This window comes from Dolichospermum planctonicum, from assembly GCF_005402965.1.
In the GTDB taxonomy this organism is placed as follows: domain Bacteria; phylum Cyanobacteriota; class Cyanobacteriia; order Cyanobacteriales; family Nostocaceae; genus Dolichospermum; species Dolichospermum planctonicum.
In genome coordinates, this window is the sequence record NZ_BJCF01000002.1 from 1 (window position 1) to 18698 (window position 18698).

Here is an 18698-nt window from a genome sequence, read left to right on the forward strand (position 1 = left end):
ATCAAGGTATCTGTTCCCTCATCGCCATTGCTTGTGACGTTATCCTTGATTTGGATACTGCCATCAGAGAGAATATTTGCCTGAAATTCTGTATGGCTTCCTGCGTAATTAACTATGTCATTACCCGTATCACCATTGAGGGTGTCATTACCAGCACCACCATTGAGAATATCATTACCAGCACCACCATTGAGGGTGTCATTGCCACCAAGACCATTAATAGTGTTATCACCTATAGTACCTTCAAGGGTGTTATTACTATCATCACCATTGATGATGCTCTCCAGGGTTTCAATTGAGAGAAACCAACCACCAGCAACATTTCCCACATCACCACTGACATCATCGAATATGTAGAGCCGCCACTGACCGTTGGGGTTAGTACCGTTAAAGACAGAAAAGTCTGCATTGTAAGATCCACCGGGGGCAGGAGAGGGAAAAGAGTCGGAGTCACCAACATTATTAGTTGGCCGATAAGTACCACTGCTAATGCCTCCTTCAGAAAGACTAGAAGTGGCAGTGGCATCAAAAGTCAAAGTAACGTTGTTTATATCATTACTACCCCCTGCATCAGACATCAGGATGCTGTTCGCGCCCGTTGGACTTACTAAAAGCACATCAATGTCCCCTGGCCAGGTATGGTTGAGGTTAGTCAGGGTGACTGTTAGCTTAGTCAAATTACCACTTGTTCCGGAAACATTGATAATTGAAGGATAAGGATCACTTGTCCCGTAGTTTGGAATAGAGATGAAGTTAGTGTTACTGAAAGTTGAAGTTGGCATGGAGATAAACCTGTGTATTGTGAATGGTTATTTTCTGAAAATTATCATACCTGCGACATAGTTTTGTACTAACTTTGTACTGACTTTGTAATCGCCTGGATAGCAATAGGATTTAAATATCTATCTAAAGATAGATGACAAATCAGCCTTTCTTGCTCGGCTTGATTGTTGACGGTGACAAGATTTCCGCCTAAACTCCGTGCCTGTGCTTGAGCTTGTTGCCATGTTACAGCGGTAGTGAGACGATAAATAGACCCAGCGTATGTAAATGTTGTCATGACTATAACTGTTTAATTAGATGATGTTTCTGAACTGTGCTAGGAAAAATCTTTCTCGCTTAAATATTTTATTCCACTGCTAAGTGACTTCCATACTGAGAAACACTGACTTCATCTGACTTCATCTGACTTGAGAGCTAATTTTGACACCAAAAAACAAAACAACCATTGTCATCTATCTAAAGATAGATTTACATGACGCACTGATTATGAGAAGATATCACTCATAACATCTGAAATTTAGTCAAATCTGCCTGAAAAAGTGGATTATTGCCGTCTCTATGTAAATTATTTATAATATGCGAAAGTCAATTAAAGTAAGCAATGACCGTATTCAACAGGTTAATATGGCACTTGGAGTTAATGGCTACCCCAGCCAAAGATCTTTAGCTTATGACACAGGATTATCCCTATCTACAATTAGTAATTTTCTGACTGGTAAACCTGTTAGTTATACAAGCTTTGAAGAACTGTGTCGTAAATTAAATCTAGATTGGCAAGAAATTACTACCAGTGTTCAAGTAATATCTACCACTCCCACATACGCACAAATACGCAAAAAAGAACCAAATGCAAATCAATTTCTAGACTGGGGAACTGCAATTGATATTTCAGAATTTTACGGATATAGCCAAGAACTGACACAATTACAGTCATGGATTTTACAAGATGGTTGTCGTGTACTGGGATTATTCGGTATGGTTGGAGTTGGAAAAACAACCTTAGCTACTCAACTAGCAAAACAAATTCAAAATCAATTTGATTACGTTTTTTGGCGTTATGTGCCTAATGTCCTGTCTTTTGATGAGATGATTACTGATATGCTATCCTTGGTGTCCAATTACAAGGAAAGTAAACCCAATATTCATCGAATTATCCATTATTTGCGTGCTTATCGTTGTCTGATTATCTTGGATGACATCAAAATAGTTGTAGACGAGTTTGATAGCGAATATAATCATATTATCCAAGTAATTGCGAAAACCAATCATCAAAGCTGTCTAATTTTCACCTGTCGAAATCAACCTGACCAAATTAGTTTACTGGAAAACTGGTCATCCTCAGTGCGTTCTTTGAGATTGTTTGGTTCTTTTAAAACAGCGTTTTCCTTAATACAATCAAAACAACTATTGGGGACAGAACAACAAAAATATGAATTATGCGATTTATATGGTAATAATCCTTTAAAAATTCAAATAGCTATTAATGCGATCATCAAATTATTTAATGGTGATATTAGCAAATTTCTAGCACAGAATACCCTATTAGTCAGTTATCATCTTCACAGGTTGCTAGAACAACAGTTAAATTGTCTCTGTGATCTAGAAAAGCAAATCATCTATTATTTGGCAATTAACTGGCAATTAACAACAATTACTGATTTAGAAAATATATTACCTCATATTTCTAGATCCCATTTTTGGCAAGCAATAGAAAGGCTACATTCACGCTCTTTAATTCAGGAAAAAGCAGGTAAATATACTTTGCAACCTGTAGTTATGGAGTACGTTATGGAACAATTTAAACCAAAACCTGTATGAGAATTAGTGAATAAAAATATGGGTTCGTAAACAATAACTTGACCATTGTTTGTAGGTTTGGTTGAACGCAGTCAAACCCAACAAATGGGCCGAAATGTTGTAAATAGGGTAGAATGTCGGGTTTCGTTCCTCAGCATTTTCTGAAATGGCAAACATCTTTTACAGCAGTTCCCGATCTTATGAAGTACAAATATCAATAATAAAACTCTTGTGGTGCGGGCATACTTCGACCAATCTCAGTACAAGTCTTGCCCGCACAAGGTGTATCTCACTCAAAGCTACTTGCTGTAAAAGCGATCGCTCTGGTAAAATCATAAAGTCAAGTTAGAATAGAGGAAATTCTGGCTACAGATTTTTACAAAGCATAGAATATAAAATATACATGAGCAATAAAACATTTAGATGAGAACTCAAAAATGTTGGGTTTCGTTCCTCAACCCAACCTACGAATATATTTGAGTTTTGAACGGGATTTTTTTACGTTTGCGGAGGGTGTCATTAGCTATATAATTTAATTATATTAATAATATTACCAAATTAACCCACTAAGTAGGAGAACGGAAAAAAAACCGACATAAGTAACGAAAAGTAAAGTTGCCCAAAACCGTTCGGCTGACGCTCACGGCGAAGCCTCTTCCCTGTTCCCTGTTCCCAGTTAAGAGTTCCCTGTTCCCAGTTAAGAGTTCCCTGTTCCCTTGTCATAACGACAATTTTTAACGCCAACCTACTTACCCATGACAAAAAAAATATTAACTGGAATCAGTTCAACAGCTTACGAACACCCTTTTGATCGAAAAGCTTTGGCTTCTTTACAAAATATGCCCGGTATTTCTCCTTTACTGAAAAAAGTCAACGAATATGGTATTGATCGTTTACTGAGATTACAAAGTATTGCTAGTGAAATCAGAGTTACACCCCGGAATTTTCCCCAATTATATCAACCATTGCTAGAAGCTTGCCAAATTCTGGATGTGACAACCATTCCTGAATTGTATTTGTTTCGAGGCACAGGACATATTCAAACCTATATTATTGGCGTAGAAAAACCTATTATTGGGATTAATATTGAAGCAATGGAATGGTTAAATTATGATGAATTACTATTTATTTTTGGATACGAAATTGCTAGAATTAAAAGTCAACATATGATTTATCATCAAATATCAATTGTCATGCCGGCATTGAAAGTATGGTTAAGTAGTACCACATTAGGATTAGGAGGATTGATCGCTAGTGGTGTGGAATTAGCGTTATATAATTGGGTAATGATGGCAAAATTTACAGCAGACCGTGCAGGTTTATTAGCTTGTCAAAATATTCATGTTGCAACTACCGCATTAATGAAACTTGCGGGTTTACCAGAAGAGTATTTAACCCCTAATGTCATCGAAGATTTCCTAATTCAATCCCGCGAATTTACTGCTAATAGTGTTGATAATCTAGATCAAGTTACGAAAATATTAAGTTATTCAGAATCTCATCTTTCTTGGTTAGTCATGCGAACTGGTGAATTATTAAAATGGGTTGATTCGGGAGCATATAATCGTTTAATTCAAGATGAAAATATCAACACACCAGTAACAGAAGAAATACCCGAAACAGGAGAAAAAGAAGGATGGAATTTTTTAAATTCTTGGTAATTTAACTGGGTATTGCTGTTAGAGATTTCCCAATAAAAATATCTCAAAATAAATTCATCAGTCTTCATCTGTGTTAATCTGCGTTAATCTGCGGTTAATTATCCTTCAAATCTTCATCTAACCACAGATACCACTCTAGAACCCACGAAAAAGAACTAAACCAGAATAGATTTAAATTTGCTAACCTGGAAGTAGTACCAATATTGCTGATAGTAGTGTGGTTCTCTATGAAAACGTTTATTTGAGCAAGAATTATGACAGAATTTAATTCTCATACCCTGCGTTCCTATACTCAAGAGGATGTACAGCAAATCCTACAATTAGCAATTTCTCGTCAAGTCAATGACAATAATCAAGAATTTTCCTATCAACAGATATTGGAAATTGCTAAAGAGTTACAAATATCACCTGATAATCTCCAACAAGCGGAACGAGATTGGTTGGTTAAACAAAGCGAATTCGAGCAACGTCAAGCTTTTAACCTTTATCGTCGCAGTAAATTTAAAAAACGTCTCGGAAATTACGCAATTATTAACATTTTTTTCCTAGCCATGGATTCCCTAAGTGGCGGTATTTCTTGGTCACTTTATATCTTAGTCGCTTCTGCATTAGCCATATCTTTAGATATTTGGAATACTTTTCAAACTAAAGGGGAAGATTACGAAATCGCTTTTCAAAGATGGAATCGCAACCATCAAATTAAACAAACAATTAATACAGTTTTAAATAAGTGGTTTAAGGTATTTAGTCCTTAAACCTGAGAATAGTTAACTATCTATTTTTCCTGTTTCCTGTGATAATTAACTACTAGAACCGGAGGCGGCTAATTCTGCTAACCGTTCTTGTTGGTCTTGAGATATACAAGATTGGATCACGGTTTCTATATCACCCTCCAAGACAGGATTAAGGGTAAAATTTTGACCTAAACGGTGGTCAGTCACCCGACTATCTTTATAGTTGTAGGTGCGAATCTTTTCCGAACGAGAACCCGTACCAACTTGGGATCTCCGCATGGAAGTGACAGCATCCTGTTGTTCTCGCAGTTTTAATTCATACAATTTAGCCCGGAGAATTTGCATCGCCCGTTCTTTATTCTGTAACTGACTACGTTCTTCTGTACAGAAAATCCGAATACCTGTAGGTTTGTGAAATAAGTCAGCGGCTGTTTCCACCTTATTCACGTTTTGTCCACCCGCACCACCAGAACGGGCTGTACTCATTTCAATATCTTTCGGATCAATATGGACTTCCACTTCATCCACTTCCGGCATAATCGCTATAGTAGCGGTAGAAGTGTGAACCCTTCCCCCAGATTCCGTTGCTGGTACGCGCTGTACACGATGTACACCAGATTCAAACTTGAGTTTACTATAAACACTATCACCTTGAACTTCTAGAATTACCTCTTTAAAACCGCCCATTTCCCCAGGGGACTCGCTGACTAACTTCACCTTCCAACCTTGGTTATCAGCATACCGGGAATACATTCGCAGTAAATCTCCTGCCCAGATACTTGCTTCATCACCACCTGTACCAGCGCGGATTTCCAACATAATGTTTTTATCATCGTTGGGGTCACGGGGTAACAGCAATACCTTTAAGCGACTTTCTAAATATTCTAGCTTTTCTTCTAGTTCGCTAACTTCCAATGCGGCCATCTCATGCAACTCTAGGTCGCTATTAGACTCTTTGAGTATTTGACGCGCCCCTACCAATTCATCCTGGGCTGTTTTCCAAGTTTCATAGGTATTAACTACCTCTTCCAAAGAAGAACGAGACTTAGCAATTTTTTGATACTCATCAGGATTACTAGCGGTATCAGGATCAGCTAAACGGCGTGTTAATTCATTAAAGGTTTGTTCAACGGATTTAAGTTTCTCCAGTAAGTATAATTCTGCCATGATGACTATAAATGCTCCTAAAAAATAACAAGTTGGCTCAAGCATAAAATGAGAAGCGACCCAGCGCAGTGCGGGGTCGTCTATGGCTTCCGCCATGCACTCGCTTAAATAGCTATAGCCAACCCGCTACTTTTGATTATCGTCAGCAGTTTGAGCGCTGGACATACCATATTTACGGAGAAAGCGTTCTACACGGCCTTCAGTATCAATCATTTTCTGAGTACCAGTGTAAAAGGGGTGATTTCCAGACCAAACATCTACGTGGAGTTCGGGCTTGGTAGCGCCAATGGTCATCACTACTTGACCATTACAGTAGACCTTAGCGTCTGGATACCATTTAGGGTGAATATCAGGTTTAGCCATTGTTTTTTGTGTTGTGAATGTATATAAATTTTGACACTTTAGATTTTAGATTTTGAGATAAATCTCTATGGCTTAGGCCATGCTTTGCTATTATATATCTCTATCGTCCCTCAGAGACAATACATATTGCTGCGCTGGTGGAGAAAAACCCCAAATCCAAAATCCAAAAGTGATTAACGTTTGGAGTATTGAGGTGCTTTGCGGGCTTTATGTAAACCGTATTTCTTCCGTTCTTTAGCTCGTGGGTCACGAGTTAAATACCCTTCGGTTTTCAAAGGTGAACGGTTATCCGGGTCAAGCTCACATAAAGCGCGGGCTACTCCTAGACGGATAGAATCAGCTTGTCCAGTTAAGCCACCACCTTCAGCTTTCACAACAATGTCGTATTCGTTTTCCAAACCCAATGTTTCTAAAGGTGCTTTAATAGCTCCTAAATAGTTGGGATTGAATTGGAAATACAATTCTCCATCTTTACCGTTAACAGTCATTTTACCAGCACCAGGAACTAGGCGAACTCTGGCCACTGAGCATTTACGACGACCAGTACCCCAGTAAACGGCACGACCGCTATTAATTTCTGCTACCTGCATTAATTTTCTCCAGGAATTGTACTAATGGTGATTTCTTTAGGTTGTTGTGCTGCATGAGGGTGGGTAGGTCCTGCATAGACTTTTAGTTTGGTAAATAGTTGTTTACCCAAACTGTTTTTAGGTAACATACCCTTAATGGCGTGTTCGAGGATTCTTTCTGGTAAGCGCTGTTGCAACTTAGCGAAGGTTTCTGTTTTCATGCCACCGGGACGGCCAGAATGACGACGGTAAAGTTTTTGGGTGCGCTTTTTACCTGTAACTGCTACTTTCTCAGCATTGATAATAATCACAAAATCCCCTGTATCTAAATGGGGAGTATATTCGGCTTTTCTCTTCCCTCTGAGAATCATAGCGACTTCGCTGGCCAATCTTCCCAGACGCTTATCTGTAGCGTCTACTAAGTACCAATCACGCTCAAGAGATGCTTGAGGGGGAAGGTAGGTTTTACTACTCATTTTTTGTCCTTTGTCCTTTGTCCTTTGTCAGTTGTCAGTTGTCATTATTCATGACTAAGTATGGTTGGGTGTCGTACCATATTTTTGGTGGAAAGGGAAAATCGGGATAACCGACTCTCAATAAGCATAGTCCGTGAGCAGGTGCAGAATATTTCACTTCTTCTCGCCGTTCTTGTTGCCAGATTTCGGTGAAATTCTCTACTGTCCGTTGTCTAGAACCCACTTCTACTATCATGCCTATTAACAGCCTTACCATGCCATATAAAAATCCATTAGCTTGAATTTCAATATGGATAAAAGCTCCGCTGCGACGACATTCTACTGCTTGTATTTCTACCCAGGAATGCGATCGCACTGACCCAGCCCGCTCAAAAGCAGATAAATGGTGTTTTCCCAGCAGTGGTTTGAGGGCAGATGTCATTAAGGATTCATCTAAGGCTGCATAATAATAATGCCAACTGAAGGGTTTTACGAATAAATTCGGTAATTCTTCGGTGTATATAGTGTAACGATATCGTCGGTAAACAGCGCTAAAACGAGCGTGCCAACTTTCACTTACACCTGCTGATGCCCTGATCAATACATCTGGGGGCAAATAGCTGTTGAGAACTTTTGCCCACTTATGTGCGGGAATTAAACCTGTAGCCTGAAAATGAGCGACTTGAGCGGCAGCATGGACTCCAGAATCAGTTCTACCTGCGCCGTGGAGTGCTACATGATACCCCAAAACCGTGGCTATAGCTGTTTCTATCTCCTCTTGGACGGTGCGCTGTCCTTTTTGTCTTTGCCAGCCGTGAAAATGAGTACCTAGATACTGAATAACTAAAGCTACTCGCTGAGTGGGATAATGCTGGCCGCTTTCTAACATAGTTGTTTGTCAGTTGTCAGTTGTCAGTTGTCAATTGTCAGTTGTCAGTGGTTTTTCTTGACTACTGACTAATGACCCATGACCCATGACAATAACCAATAACTTTAAACTAGTTCAATAATCGCCATTTGAGCATGATCACCGCGACGGGGTACGGTATGGAGAATCCGAGTATAGCCCCCTTGACGGTTAGCATACCGAGTAGGAGCTTGCTCAAATAGTGCATGAACTAGGGTTTTGTCGTAGATATAACCTAAAGCTTCACGACGGGCTGCTAGAGAGCCATCCTTTGCTAGAGTAATCATTTTATCTACCTTACTGCGAACAACTTTAGCTCTGATTAAAGTTGTAGTAATTCGACCATGACGTACCAACTCTGTTGTCAAAGCTCTGAGGAGAGCGCGACGTTGGTCTGCTGGTTTACTAAGTTGTTTGACTCGGCAACGATGACGCATAACAATGCACTAATGAAGTTTTATTTATTAGGTTTTGCTTTAGCTGCTTTTGGAGCTTCTTTCTGGAGCCAAGGTAATACCCAAGCGCCGCTGTAAAGCTTCCACTACTTCTTCCGCTGACTTTTGACCAAAGTTTTTGATTTCTAAAAGGTCTTCTTGGGTATAATCCAATAAGTCCGCTACAGAGTTGACTTGGGCGCGTTTGAGACAGTTATAAGCTCTTACAGACAACTGTAACTCTTCAATTGGGATTTGGGCTGTGGGGTCATCTGGGTAGTCTGAACCTATATCCGTTAGTTCTAAGGAGATATCTTTCAAAGGGTTGAATAAATCTACCAAAATTCCAGCGGCCGATGATAGTGCCTCTTGGGGAGAGATGCTACCATTAGTCCATACCTCCAACAGGAGTCGGTCTTTCAAAGAACCATCGCCACGAGCTTCTTCCACACTATAGTTGACTTTCCGTACAGGCATAAATACTGAGTCAATTTGCAGAAAATCCAAAGATGTGGCTTCTTCTCTGCCTCGTTCTACAGTGCGGTAACCTTTGCCTCTCTCAATGCGAAATTCCATTTCCAGTTTGCCACCTTCAGCGACGGTGGCGATATACTGAGTTGGGTCAATCACTTCTACTTCGCTGGGTAAGTCAAAATGTGCCACCGTTACCGTAGCAGGTCCATTCACGACTAAGCGACCAATTTGGGGTTGAGCAGAATAACTCTTGAGAATCACATCCTTCATGCGCATGAGGATTTCCAGTACATCTTCCCGCACACCCGGAACCGTTGCAAACTCATGACTAACACCAGCAATTCTCACTGCTGTTACTGATGTTCCTTCTAAATTAGAAAGTAACACCCGCCGCAACGCATTACCAACAGTTGTTCCTTGTCCTCGCTCTAGAGGTTCGAGAACAAACTTGCTGTAATAGCTCCGACTTTCCTCAGCATTAGATTCTACACATTCAATTTGAAACTGCGCCATGGAGTAGCCTCCCTTTTTAAGGTGCTGCTAGAAGGTAAATTAATTGCCTCGTTTTCCAGTTGACAATTGACAGTTGGCAATTATCGCCTAAATTTGATATCTTAATTTAGCCTACAGGTATTGTTTTTTTGGTTTCCACAAAGTTGATCAACCTGGGGGAAAAGCTGATTATCGCTTTGTGACGCGAACTTATTTACCCCATGGGTCTAAATTGGATAGGTACTCCCTTGGGGAAAATAGTTCAAAATTACCAGCCACACAGGGCATTGCTGATTATTTTCCCGAGCTTCAACCTACCGGCTTGGGTGCCAAAATAGTTTTGTTTAAACTCGACGGCGCTTGGGTGGACGGCAACCGTTGTGGGGAATTGGGGTAATATCCCGAATGAGTGTAATTTCCAGTCCTGCACCTTGGAGCGCCCGAATCGCAGTTTCTCTGCCGGCACCAGGGCCACTAACCATGACTTCGATTTGCCGCATTCCTTGGTCTGTGGCTCGTCTAGCCGCGCTTTCAGCAGCGGTTTGTGCCGCAAAGGGAGTTCCTTTTTTTGCCCCTTTAAATCCACTAGAACCAGCACTTGCCCAGGAGATGACATCTCCTTTTTGATCGGTAATCGTGACAATGCTATTGTTGAAAGTAGATTGAATGTAGGCAATGCCGTTGGGAACGTTCCGTTTCTGTTTTTTGCTCCCGGTTTTTTTGGTTGGTTGTCTGGCCATATTTGTTGAGTAAATTTAAGGTACAACTTGCCCATTGCCGCAAGTTTAGAAAAATTATTTACCGGGAGCTTTTTTCTTCCCAGCCACCGTCTGTCTTCTACCACGTCTGGTTCTGGCGTTGGTACGAGTTCTTTGTCCCCGCACAGGTAGGCCCATGCGGTGTCTACGACCTCTGTAACAGCCAATATCAACTAGACGCTTAATATTTAGCCCTTCTAAACGACGTAAATCCCCTTCAACTTGATAGTTGCTTTCGATTTCGCCTCTGAGGGCTGTGACATCAGCATCACTTAGGTCTTTGACGCGGGTATCTGGATTTACACCAGTAGCCGCGAGAATTTGATGTGATCTAGTTAAGCCAATTCCGTAAATGTATGTTAGACCGATTTCAACGCGCTTATCGCGGGGAAGGTCTACTCCGGCAATCCGTGCCACAATGAATTTCTCCCTATTGTTTTCGTAATTGCAGTTAGTAAAACGTGATCTGGCCTCAAGCCTTTAGTCCCGTTCTTAACTTTGATAGATTTGAATCTATCCCTGACGTTGTTTGTGTTTGGGATTTTCACAAATCACCATAACGCGACCACGACGCTTGATCACGCTACATTTCTCACAAATCTTCTTAACCGAGGCTCTGACTTTCATGCCTTTTAAAATTGACTCCAAATAGTAGATTATAGCATTTATAGAAGAAATATTTCAGTTATGTAACTAGAAAAAAACCAATTGATTTATGGTAGAATTCTCTACATAGATTTATTTCTTCCGCAGACGATAGGTGATTCTACCTTTGGTTAAGTCGTAGGGTGTTAATTCAACTTTGACGCGATCGCCAGGTAAGATCTTAATGTAATTACGGCGAATTTTTCCAGAGATGTGTGCTAGGACATTAAAGCCGTTATCTAAGTCAACACGAAACATTGCATTAGGCAAAGATTCGGTGACAGTCCCTTCCATTTCAATTAGATCTTGCTTAGACAAGTTTTTTCCTCAACTCAACAATCTCCTATTATTCTTGTACACTTGTCATGCATAAAGAACACAATTAGAGAAATATCTCAACAGTTTATGAATATATCTTAGCTAAAATTGACTTGTGCCTGGGCGAGAAAGTAGGGTACAGGTAATAGGCCATCATGAAATCAGTTTTTTCCTTCTACCTACATAGAATACTGTCCCTATTTCTTTTAAGCAGCTATGATATTTTGCAAAGCAGTAAAAACTTCTTCTTGGGACTGATTACCGTTGACTGTGAGGAGTTTTTCGCGCTGGCTGTAATAACTAATCAAGGGTGCAGTATCATCACGATAAACCTCCAGGCGGCGACGAATCACCTCCTGAGTATCATCTTTGCGTCCGCGTCCGAGTAAGCGACTAACAACAGTTTCATCTGGCGCATCCAGATTGACTACTTTTTCACCACCCTGTCCTAAATTTTCGAGTAATTTTGCCAAAAACTCTGCCTGTGTAACTTTACGGGGAAAGCCGTCTAAAATCCAACCTGATTTAGCATCTGATTTTTTCAGACGTTCCTCAACCATATCCTCTACTAATTTATCGGGGACTAATTCGCCTTTATCCATATAAGCTTGGGCTTGGATACCCAAATCTGTTTTCTCCTGAATAGCCTGACGTAGAATGTCACCTGTAGAAATATGGGGAATCTGTAAAAATTCAGCCAATATTTTAGCTTGAGTTCCTTTACCTGCTCCCGGTGGTCCCAAGAAGATTAATCGCGTCACTATTGTTTCACCATTCCTTCATATCGCTGAGATATAACATAAGTTTGGATTTGTTTAGCCGTATCAATTGCCACACCAACCAAGATTAACAAAGATGTTGCACCTAGCCCCTTAAAAGTTGGCACTTTCAAAGCACTTTCCACTGCGGTAGGAATAATTGCCACCAAACCCAAAAAGATAGCACCTAAAAAAGTGAGGCGATTTGTCACCCGTTCAATATACTCACTAGTAGCCTTACCGGGACGAATACCCGGAATACTAGAACCCATTTTTTTCAAATTCTGAGCCACATCTACAGGGTTGAGAATCAACGAAGAATAGAAGTAACTAAAGAAAACAATGGAAATTAAGTAAACGAGGGCATATACCCAAGGTGCAGAACCACCAGGACTCAGGTAGGTATTAACAATGTTTGCTAATTCGGGATTTTTAGTAAAATTGGCGACTAAAAGCGGCAAACTCAGGATGGCCGCTGCGAAAATAATCGGCATTACCCCCCCAGAATTAAGACGTAGGGGTAAATAACTCCGCTGTTCTGCTAAAACCTTTCTACCCACTTGACGACGGGCAGAAATAATAGGGATGCGGCGCATTCCCTCTTGTACGAACACAATACCCACAATAGTGAGCATAAAAACTAGTACAAGAACAATGACACGACCGACAATTTCCCGTCCACCCACCTGTACCAAGTCAATGGTATCACCCAGAGCCTTGGGTAAAGAAGCAACAATGTTGACAAAAATCAGCAAAGATGCACCATTACCAATACCCCGTTCCGTAATTAGTTCTGATGCCCACATCACGAACATTGAACCAGCAGTGAGAGCAATTGCGGTTTCTGCCACAAATATCGGACCTGGGTTGAGGGCAAATTGTTGGAGGAATAATGCCGAAAAAGCCACGCTTTGAATAATTGCCCAACCTACAGTCACATAGCGGGTAATTTGTGATATTTTCCGCCGACCTGCTTCCCCTTCATTTTTCTGTAAATTTTCTAAAGAGGGCAGAGCGGCGGTGAGCAATTGGATGATAATGGAAGCATTAATAAAGGGCAAAATCCCCAAAGCAAAGATCCCCAAAGTAGAGAGTCCTCGTCCAGAGAATATATCCAACAAGCCAAAGATGGAATTATTGCCCGATATAGCTTCAGCAAACTTAGGTCTATCAATTCCTGGTACAGGTAAAAAGATGCCCAAACGAACTAAAATTAAAATACCTACGGTAACAAGCAGCCTACCTCTCAGTCCTGCTGCTTGCGCCATCTGCATAAAAGTTTCTTGAGCCGTTGGGGCTTTGTCTCGACTGATCATAGAGTTTTACCTTTTAAGTATGAGGTGTGAAGTATGAGGTGTGAAGTTTCCAGTGCTTGATCTTTTATCCTTCATCCCGCATCCTTCATCTTTTATGCAGCTGTGGCTGTAGGCCGCGCTACGCTATCACAACTCCCACCAGCAGCCTCAATTTTGATACGAGCTTGGCCCGTGAAAGCAGCGGCCTTGACCCGGAGAGGAACATTTAATTCCCCATTTCCCAAAATTTTCAATGGCCCCTTAGCAGCGGTTAAAATACCAGCCTCCTTTAAAGATTCCAGAGTTACTTCTGAGTTAGCAGGTAAATCATTTAACTTCTCTACATTAATGATCGTGTAAATTTTCCGATTAACGAGAGGGAATCCCTTGAGTTTAGGTATCCGGCGGTACAATGGCTGTTGACCACCTTCAAAACCTGGTCTTGTCCCACTACCAGAACGGGATTTTTGACCACGCATCCCTAGACCAGCACTAGCGCCTTGTCCAGCAGAAATACCTCTACCTACGCGCTTACGGCGTTTTTTCGAGCCTTTTTGAGGCTTAACATCGTTCAGTCTCATTTTGATTGGGGATTTTAGATTTTAGATTTTGGATTTGAGATTGAGAATCTGATACAAAGGGCGACTAAATATAGAGTTTCTCAATGGCGATACCGCGATCTTCAGCAACTTCACTTAATGTCCGCAGGGTAGATAGAGCATTAACTGCGGCTCTAGCGTTATTTAAAGGATTGTTTGAACCTAATTGTTTAGCCAGAATATTACGTATTCCTGCTAACTCTAATACAGTCCGTACAGCACCCCCAGCAATTACGCCTGTACCTGGTGCTGCTGGACGCATCATGACCTTAGCTCCACCACCAATACCATCAATGGGGTGAGGAATAGAATTGGATTTAGTGATAGGGATGTCAATTAGATGTTTTTTACCATCAGCGACACCCTTTTTAACTGCACCAATTACATCTGAGGCCTTGCCAACTCCGACTCCAACTTGTCCACGTTCATTACCGACGACGACAATGGCGCGGAAGCTAAGTTTTTTACCACCTTTGACGACTTTACTCACCCGGCGGATTTGGATAACTCGCTCTTGCCAGTTGGTTTCTTCTTTTTTCGCACGACTTGCTTTACGACGACCGGTTACCATAATCAATGTTCTCTTTTAGTTGTCAGTTGTCAGTTGTCAGTTGTCAGTTGCTACTGACCACTGACGGACTTAGAAATCTAAACCAGCCTCCCGTGCTGCCTCGGCTAGGGCTTTAATGCGACCATGATAGAGGTTGCCACCCCGGTCAAAAACTACCTTGGTGATGCCTTTTTCTAGAGCGCGTACTGCTACCAATTTACCAACTTGCACTGATGCTTCACAGTTAGCACCAGAAGCGATATTGGATTTTAATTCTGGTTCTACGGTTGATGCCGCTACTATAGTTTCCTGTTTGGTATCATCAATCACTTGAGCGTAAATATGCTCATTAGATCGGAATATAGCCAGACGGGGACGTTCGGCCGAACCGTTAACTTTACCACGAACGCGCCGATGACGACGCTGTTTTGATTCTCTACGAGTAAGTTTCATATTTACTTCTTACCACCCTTACCAGTCTTACCAGCTTTACGTCTGACCACTTCACCGGCATAGCGAATACCTTTACCTTTGTAAGGTTCAGGGGGACGAACGGCGCGAATTTTCGCGGCTGTGTTGCCGACAATTTCCTTGTCATAGCCACTGACTATGACATTAGTAGTACCTTCTACCGCAAATTGAATTCCCTCTGGTGGTTCAATTTGCACTTGATGGCTATAACCCATGTTTAAAACTAGGTTACGCCCTTGAATTTGAGCGCGATAACCGACCCCTTGGATTTCCAAGCGACGTTGAAAACCTTGGGATACTCCCTCTACCATGTTGGCCACTAGTGTGCGGCTCAAACCGTGCATTTGTCTAGAGGTCCGGGTTTCATCACGACGGGTAACTAGCAATGTTTCTCCGTCTTGGGAGACGATAACATTGTTAGGTAGTTGTCGGGAAAGTTCACCTTTAGGACCCTTTACCACTACTTTGACACCATCAATCGCCACTTGAACTTTGGCGGGGATGGTAATTGGACGTTTACCAATACGAGACATGATTTTTTGTTCTTTGTCTATTGTCAGTTGTTAGTTGTCACTTGTCAGTTGTTCGTTGTTTTGCCACTGACCAATGACCAATGACCAATGACGATTACCAAACGTGGCAAAGCACTTCACCGCCTAGATTTTGGCGGCGTGCTTCGCGGTCAGTCATAATCCCACTGGATGTAGAAATAATGGCAATACCGATACCGCCTAGCACTCTTGGTAATTCTTTTTTGTTGGAGTAAACTCGTAAACCGGGTTTACTGACTCGCTTGAGGGCAGTAATTAAAGGTTGGCGATTTTTACCTTTGTATTTCAGGGAAATAACTAGGTTACGCTTTACTCCTTCTCCTGCTTCTTCAACTTCCGCAATAAAGCCTTCTTCCCGCAATACCTTGGCAATACTCCGAGTCATCTTTGTAGCTGGTACTTGCGTAGTTTGATGTTTCGCCATATTGGCATTGCGGATGCGCGTCAGCATATCTGCAATTGTGTCGTTAGCCGCCATCGTTCCCTCTTTAGATGAACTTATTGATCACGAAAGGGCATTCCCATTTCCTTTAATAAGGCGCGGCCCTCTTCGTCGGTTTTTGCCGTGGTGATAATAGAAATATCTAAACCTCGGACTTGGTCAATTTTGTCGTATTCCACTTCTGGAAAAATTAGCTGTTCCCGCACACCTAGAGTGTAGTTGCCACGTCCGTCAAAGCTTTTGGGGCTGACACCGCGAAAGTCTCTGATTCTAGGTAGTGTCAGGTTAATCAGACGATCTAAGAAGGCGTACATCCGTTCGCCTCTGAGTGTCACCATAATCCCTACAGGCATACCTTGACGAATTTTAAAACCTGCGATCGCCTTTTTAGCCCGTGTTACTACTGGTTTTTGTCCAGTGATCAGGGCAATTTCGCTCAGGGATGCCTCCAGGGATTTAGCATTTTGAGCAGCTTCTCCCAAACCTCTGTTGACAGATACTTTGATCACCTTCGGCACTTGATGCACGTTGGTGTATTCAAACTGAGTAATCAATTTTGGGACAATTGTCTCTTGATATACAGTTTTTAGTCGTGTTATGGCCATAGTGTTTCTCCTTATATCCCCTGGGCTTGGTCAGGGAATTTTAGATTTTGGATTTTGGATTTTGGATTTGAGATTTTGGTGGAAAATCTAAAATCTCATCCTCATTCACCAGTTTATTTATCTAAAATCTCACCTGTTTTTTTGAGCATTCTCACTTTCTTACCCTCGGCAGTGAAAGTGTAGCAGACGCGACTAGCAACGTTTTGTTTGGTAGAATAGAGCATCACATTAGAGCTATGAATGGGGTACTCAGTCGTGACTATTTGCCCTGATTCCCCTTCTTGCTGGGGTTTCACGTGCTTGGTTTTCATGTTGACACCTTTGACCACAACTTTGCTCAGTTGTGGTAGTGCTTTAATCACTTCACCAACTTTACCTTTATCTTTGCCGGCGATGACTTGCACAGTGTCACCGGTTTTGACGTGCATTTTATAAAAAACTTTGGGTTGTGGCTGCTTTGCCATTACAGCACCTCCGGAGCCAGAGAAACAATTTTAGTAAAGTTTTTATCGCGCAGTTCTCGAGCTACCGGACCAAATACCCGTGTACCTCTAGGATTACCTTCCTTGTTGATGATAACTGCCGCGTTATCATCGAAACGGATGGTCATACCGCTATCACGACTAATAGCCTTACGAGTACGCACAATTACTGCTTCTACAACATCAGACTTTTTGACAGCCATGTTGGGTGAAGACTCTTTGACAACGGCGATAATTCTATCACCTACGCCACCATAACGGCGGTTACCTGCACCTAATACGCGGATGCACATTAGTTTTTTAGCACCGCTATTATCTGCGACATTCAGATAAGATTGGGGTTGAATCACAACTGGTCTCTCTTTTGGGTTTGTTGTAGCTTATGTTACAACAGTTTACGCTGTAGCTTTGGTGTTCAGGATTTCTGTAACTTGCCAACGCTTAGTTTTGCTTAGGGGTCTGGTTTCTTGAATCCGCACGCGATCGCCTATTTTGCACGTATTTTCTTCGTCGTGAACTTTATAGCGGCGGGTTTTAACTACGATTTTGCCGTACTTGGGGTGAGGAGCGCGGTTTTCTATGGCTACTACCACAGTTTTTTGCATTTTATCGCTCACTACCAAGCCAACTCGTTCTTTGACTGCCATAATCTTCTACTTTTGCTCTTGGTCTGAAAGACTTGCTGCCCGTTTCCGTTCTCCTTCTACTGTCAGCAATTGGGAGAGTCGGTGGCGTGCGTGTTTGAACTGGTGAGGCTTTTCTAGTTGTCTTGTGGCTTTTTGCAAGCGCAACTGGAATAGTTGTCTTTTAACTGCAACAATTTCCTCAGCCAGACGTTCGTCATTTAATTCTCTAGCTTCCGCAATCTTGGGAAGAGGCATAAGCTACTCCTGCTCCTGTGGTTGAGAGCGCACAATAAATTTGGTCTTAATTGGCAACTTAGCGTCGGCCAATCGCATAGCTTCGCGGGCAATTTCTTCAGCAACGCCGCCAATTTCAAACATAATCCGGCCTGGTTTGACTACGGCTACCCAAAATTCTGGATTACCTTTACCAGAACCCATCCGGGTTTCAGCAGGACGCATGGTGATTGGTTTGTCTGGGAAAATGCGAATCCAGATCTTACCACCCCGGCGAATATAACGAGTCATTGCCCGACGGGAGGCCTCGATTTGCCGTGAAGTAATCCAAGATGGTTCTTGGGCTTGGAGTCCAAAGTCCCCAAAGTTGAGGGTACTGCCACGGCTGGCCAGACCTTCCATACGTCCGCGTTGTTGTTTGCGGAATTTAGTTCTTCTAGGACTTAACATGATTTGTCAGTTGTCGGTTGTCTGTAGGGGCAAACCCCCCGTGGTTGTCCGTTGTCCGTTGTCAGTTTTTTTTGCCAC

The 18698-nt window shown here is 41.9% G+C and carries 29 protein-coding genes; 3 read left to right on the forward strand and 26 right to left on the reverse strand.

Translation table 11 applies throughout. From position 1 onward, the window contains the following. Both FFO06_RS01080 and FFO06_RS01085 read right to left on the reverse strand, forming a co-directional pair. The coding region (locus tag FFO06_RS01080; RefSeq protein ID WP_236097045.1) for a calcium-binding protein at positions 1–782 on the reverse strand (782 nt) is incomplete at its 3' end. A 68-nt stretch (positions 783–850) separates the two neighbouring features. Further along, a complete protein-coding gene (locus FFO06_RS01085; protein WP_137906383.1) occupies positions 851–1060 on the reverse strand; it encodes a C-type lectin-like domain-containing protein in 210 nt (69 codons plus the stop codon). Between the two features lie 299 nt (positions 1061–1359). Here FFO06_RS01085 and FFO06_RS01090 point away from each other — a divergent pair, with 299 nt between their 5' ends. The 3 genes from FFO06_RS01090 (at position 1360) to FFO06_RS01100 (ending at position 4996) form a co-directional block, all read left to right on the forward strand. After that, the gene (locus tag FFO06_RS01090) at positions 1360–2601 is read left to right on the forward strand and encodes an NB-ARC domain-containing protein (RefSeq protein ID WP_137906384.1); all 1242 of its coding nucleotides are present in this window, start codon (positions 1360–1362) and stop codon (positions 2599–2601) included. A 734-nt stretch (positions 2602–3335) separates the two neighbouring features. Further along, entirely contained in the window at positions 3336–4241 is a 906-nt protein-coding gene (locus FFO06_RS01095) for a M48 family metallopeptidase (protein WP_137906385.1), read from the forward strand. A gap of 254 nt (positions 4242–4495) precedes the next feature. After that, positions 4496–4996, forward strand: coding sequence for a 2TM domain-containing protein (locus tag FFO06_RS01100; protein ID WP_137906386.1), 501 nt, complete (start codon positions 4496–4498; stop codon positions 4994–4996). 45 nt (positions 4997–5041) lie between these two features. Here FFO06_RS01100 and prfA read toward each other — a convergent pair whose 3' ends face one another. The 24 genes from prfA to rplP form a co-directional block, all read right to left on the reverse strand. Next, positions 5042–6142 carry a peptide chain release factor 1 gene (gene prfA / locus FFO06_RS01105; protein ID WP_137906529.1) on the reverse strand — a complete coding sequence of 367 codons (1101 nt, stop codon included), beginning with the start codon at positions 6140–6142 and terminating at the stop codon, positions 5042–5044. A gap of 126 nt (positions 6143–6268) precedes the next feature. After that, entirely contained in the window at positions 6269–6505 is a 237-nt protein-coding gene (gene rpmE / locus FFO06_RS01110; RefSeq protein WP_137906387.1) for a 50S ribosomal protein L31, read from the reverse strand. 173 nt (positions 6506–6678) lie between these two features. Further along, positions 6679–7095, reverse strand: a complete 417-nt coding sequence (rpsI, locus tag FFO06_RS01115; RefSeq protein ID WP_028085236.1) for a 30S ribosomal protein S9 — start codon at positions 7093–7095, stop codon at positions 6679–6681. Further along, positions 7095–7550, reverse strand: a complete 456-nt coding sequence (rplM, locus tag FFO06_RS01120) for a 50S ribosomal protein L13 (protein ID WP_027402083.1) — start codon at positions 7548–7550, stop codon at positions 7095–7097. Before rplM ends, rpsI begins: the two co-directional genes overlap by 1 nt. A 34-nt stretch (positions 7551–7584) precedes the next feature. Then, a complete protein-coding gene (gene truA, locus FFO06_RS01125) occupies positions 7585–8418 on the reverse strand; it encodes a tRNA pseudouridine(38-40) synthase TruA (RefSeq protein ID WP_137906388.1) in 834 nt (277 codons plus the stop codon). Positions 8419–8522: 104 nt separating this feature from the next. Further along, positions 8523–8873 (reverse strand): 50S ribosomal protein L17, encoded by a 351-nt coding sequence (gene rplQ, locus FFO06_RS01130; protein WP_028085239.1) that lies wholly within the window; start codon positions 8871–8873, stop codon positions 8523–8525. Between the two features lie 39 nt (positions 8874–8912). Beyond that, positions 8913–9857 carry a DNA-directed RNA polymerase subunit alpha gene (locus FFO06_RS01135; RefSeq protein ID WP_137906389.1) on the reverse strand — a complete coding sequence of 315 codons (945 nt, stop codon included), beginning with the start codon at positions 9855–9857 and terminating at the stop codon, positions 8913–8915. Between the two features lie 323 nt (positions 9858–10180). Next, positions 10181–10576 (reverse strand): 30S ribosomal protein S11, encoded by a 396-nt coding sequence (gene rpsK / locus FFO06_RS01140; RefSeq protein WP_028089019.1) that lies wholly within the window; start codon positions 10574–10576, stop codon positions 10181–10183. Between the two features lie 54 nt (positions 10577–10630). Further along, complete coding sequence (gene rpsM, locus FFO06_RS01145) at positions 10631–11011, reverse strand: 30S ribosomal protein S13 (protein WP_028089020.1); 381 nt, start codon at positions 11009–11011, stop codon at positions 10631–10633. A gap of 96 nt (positions 11012–11107) precedes the next feature. Continuing rightward, entirely contained in the window at positions 11108–11221 is a 114-nt protein-coding gene (rpmJ, locus tag FFO06_RS01150) for a 50S ribosomal protein L36 (protein WP_015079193.1), read from the reverse strand. A gap of 111 nt (positions 11222–11332) precedes the next feature. After that, positions 11333–11557, reverse strand: coding sequence for a translation initiation factor IF-1 (gene infA, locus FFO06_RS01155; RefSeq protein ID WP_006276978.1), 225 nt, complete (start codon positions 11555–11557; stop codon positions 11333–11335). Between the two features lie 206 nt (positions 11558–11763). Next, entirely contained in the window at positions 11764–12318 is a 555-nt protein-coding gene (locus FFO06_RS01160; RefSeq protein WP_137906390.1) for an adenylate kinase, read from the reverse strand. Then, positions 12318–13631, reverse strand: a complete 1314-nt coding sequence (secY, locus tag FFO06_RS01165) for a preprotein translocase subunit SecY (protein ID WP_137906391.1) — start codon at positions 13629–13631, stop codon at positions 12318–12320. The genes FFO06_RS01160 and secY overlap by 1 nt, the downstream gene beginning before the upstream one ends. Positions 13632–13723: 92 nt before the next feature. Further along, positions 13724–14191 (reverse strand): 50S ribosomal protein L15, encoded by a 468-nt coding sequence (rplO, locus tag FFO06_RS01170; protein WP_137906392.1) that lies wholly within the window; start codon positions 14189–14191, stop codon positions 13724–13726. Between the two features lie 64 nt (positions 14192–14255). Further along, positions 14256–14780 (reverse strand): 30S ribosomal protein S5, encoded by a 525-nt coding sequence (rpsE, locus tag FFO06_RS01175; RefSeq protein ID WP_028089024.1) that lies wholly within the window; start codon positions 14778–14780, stop codon positions 14256–14258. A 69-nt stretch (positions 14781–14849) separates the two neighbouring features. Beyond that, positions 14850–15212 (reverse strand): 50S ribosomal protein L18, encoded by a 363-nt coding sequence (gene rplR / locus FFO06_RS01180; RefSeq protein ID WP_028089025.1) that lies wholly within the window; start codon positions 15210–15212, stop codon positions 14850–14852. A 2-nt stretch (positions 15213–15214) separates the two neighbouring features. Next, positions 15215–15763: a 50S ribosomal protein L6 gene (gene rplF / locus FFO06_RS01185; protein ID WP_137906393.1), complete on the reverse strand. Its 549-nt coding sequence runs from the start codon at positions 15761–15763 to the stop codon at positions 15215–15217. Between the two features lie 94 nt (positions 15764–15857). Further along, positions 15858–16259 (reverse strand): 30S ribosomal protein S8, encoded by a 402-nt coding sequence (gene rpsH / locus FFO06_RS01190; RefSeq protein ID WP_028085248.1) that lies wholly within the window; start codon positions 16257–16259, stop codon positions 15858–15860. Between the two features lie 20 nt (positions 16260–16279). Then, on the reverse strand, positions 16280–16828 hold the full coding sequence (gene rplE, locus FFO06_RS01195; RefSeq protein ID WP_137906394.1) for a 50S ribosomal protein L5: 549 nt from the start codon (positions 16826–16828) through the stop codon (positions 16280–16282). A 113-nt stretch (positions 16829–16941) separates the two neighbouring features. Then, the gene (gene rplX, locus FFO06_RS01200; RefSeq protein WP_137906395.1) at positions 16942–17292 is read right to left on the reverse strand and encodes a 50S ribosomal protein L24; all 351 of its coding nucleotides are present in this window, start codon (positions 17290–17292) and stop codon (positions 16942–16944) included. After that, positions 17292–17660 carry a 50S ribosomal protein L14 gene (gene rplN, locus FFO06_RS01205; RefSeq protein WP_137906396.1) on the reverse strand — a complete coding sequence of 123 codons (369 nt, stop codon included), beginning with the start codon at positions 17658–17660 and terminating at the stop codon, positions 17292–17294. Before rplN ends, rplX begins: the two co-directional genes overlap by 1 nt. Before the next feature lie 45 nt (positions 17661–17705). Further along, on the reverse strand, positions 17706–17957 hold the full coding sequence (rpsQ, locus tag FFO06_RS01210) for a 30S ribosomal protein S17 (RefSeq protein WP_137906397.1): 252 nt from the start codon (positions 17955–17957) through the stop codon (positions 17706–17708). 6 nt (positions 17958–17963) lie between these two features. Then, complete coding sequence (rpmC, locus tag FFO06_RS01215; RefSeq protein WP_027402099.1) at positions 17964–18191, reverse strand: 50S ribosomal protein L29; 228 nt, start codon at positions 18189–18191, stop codon at positions 17964–17966. A gap of 3 nt (positions 18192–18194) precedes the next feature. Next, positions 18195–18620 carry a 50S ribosomal protein L16 gene (rplP, locus tag FFO06_RS01220; protein ID WP_137906398.1) on the reverse strand — a complete coding sequence of 142 codons (426 nt, stop codon included), beginning with the start codon at positions 18618–18620 and terminating at the stop codon, positions 18195–18197. Positions 18621–18698 lie beyond the last annotated feature (78 nt).

Bases quoted from the DNA above. Each gene is read 5' to 3' on its own strand.
- rplR (WP_028089025.1), bottom strand. From the start codon at position 15,212: ATGAAACTTACTCGTAGAGAATCAAAACAGCGTCGTCATCGGCGCGTT.
- rpsH (WP_028085248.1), bottom strand. From the start codon at position 16,259: ATGGCGGCTAACGACACAATTGCAGATATGCTGACGCGCATCCGCAAT.
- secY (WP_137906391.1), bottom strand. From the start codon at position 13,631: ATGATCAGTCGAGACAAAGCCCCAACGGCTCAAGAAACTTTTATGCAG.
- FFO06_RS01090 (WP_137906384.1), top strand. From the start codon at position 1,360: ATGCGAAAGTCAATTAAAGTAAGCAATGACCGTATTCAACAGGTTAAT.
- FFO06_RS01135 (WP_137906389.1), bottom strand. From the start codon at position 9,857: ATGGCGCAGTTTCAAATTGAATGTGTAGAATCTAATGCTGAGGAAAGT.
- rpsI (WP_028085236.1), bottom strand. From the start codon at position 7,095: ATGCAGGTAGCAGAAATTAATAGCGGTCGTGCCGTTTACTGGGGTACT.
- rpsQ (WP_137906397.1), bottom strand. From the start codon at position 17,957: ATGGCAGTCAAAGAACGAGTTGGCTTGGTAGTGAGCGATAAAATGCAA.
- truA (WP_137906388.1), bottom strand. From the start codon at position 8,418: ATGTTAGAAAGCGGCCAGCATTATCCCACTCAGCGAGTAGCTTTAGTT.
- rpsE (WP_028089024.1), bottom strand. From the start codon at position 14,780: ATGGTAACCGGTCGTCGTAAAGCAAGTCGTGCGAAAAAAGAAGAAACC.
- rplE (WP_137906394.1), bottom strand. From the start codon at position 16,828: ATGGCCATAACACGACTAAAAACTGTATATCAAGAGACAATTGTCCCA.
- FFO06_RS01085 (WP_137906383.1), bottom strand. From the start codon at position 1,060: ATGACAACATTTACATACGCTGGGTCTATTTATCGTCTCACTACCGCT.
- rplO (WP_137906392.1), bottom strand. From the start codon at position 14,191: ATGAGACTGAACGATGTTAAGCCTCAAAAAGGCTCGAAAAAACGCCGT.
- FFO06_RS01095 (WP_137906385.1), top strand. From the start codon at position 3,336: ATGACAAAAAAAATATTAACTGGAATCAGTTCAACAGCTTACGAACAC.
- rpmC (WP_027402099.1), bottom strand. From the start codon at position 18,191: ATGCCTCTTCCCAAGATTGCGGAAGCTAGAGAATTAAATGACGAACGT.
- rplM (WP_027402083.1), bottom strand. From the start codon at position 7,550: ATGAGTAGTAAAACCTACCTTCCCCCTCAAGCATCTCTTGAGCGTGAT.
- rpmJ (WP_015079193.1), bottom strand. From the start codon at position 11,221: ATGAAAGTCAGAGCCTCGGTTAAGAAGATTTGTGAGAAATGTAGCGTG.
- rplQ (WP_028085239.1), bottom strand. From the start codon at position 8,873: ATGCGTCATCGTTGCCGAGTCAAACAACTTAGTAAACCAGCAGACCAA.
- FFO06_RS01100 (WP_137906386.1), top strand. From the start codon at position 4,496: ATGACAGAATTTAATTCTCATACCCTGCGTTCCTATACTCAAGAGGAT.
- rpsK (WP_028089019.1), bottom strand. From the start codon at position 10,576: ATGGCCAGACAACCAACCAAAAAAACCGGGAGCAAAAAACAGAAACGG.
- rplX (WP_137906395.1), bottom strand. From the start codon at position 17,292: ATGGCAAAGCAGCCACAACCCAAAGTTTTTTATAAAATGCACGTCAAA.
- rplP (WP_137906398.1), bottom strand. From the start codon at position 18,620: ATGTTAAGTCCTAGAAGAACTAAATTCCGCAAACAACAACGCGGACGT.
- prfA (WP_137906529.1), bottom strand. From the start codon at position 6,142: ATGGCAGAATTATACTTACTGGAGAAACTTAAATCCGTTGAACAAACC.
- rplF (WP_137906393.1), bottom strand. From the start codon at position 15,763: ATGTCTCGTATTGGTAAACGTCCAATTACCATCCCCGCCAAAGTTCAA.
- rpmE (WP_137906387.1), bottom strand. From the start codon at position 6,505: ATGGCTAAACCTGATATTCACCCTAAATGGTATCCAGACGCTAAGGTC.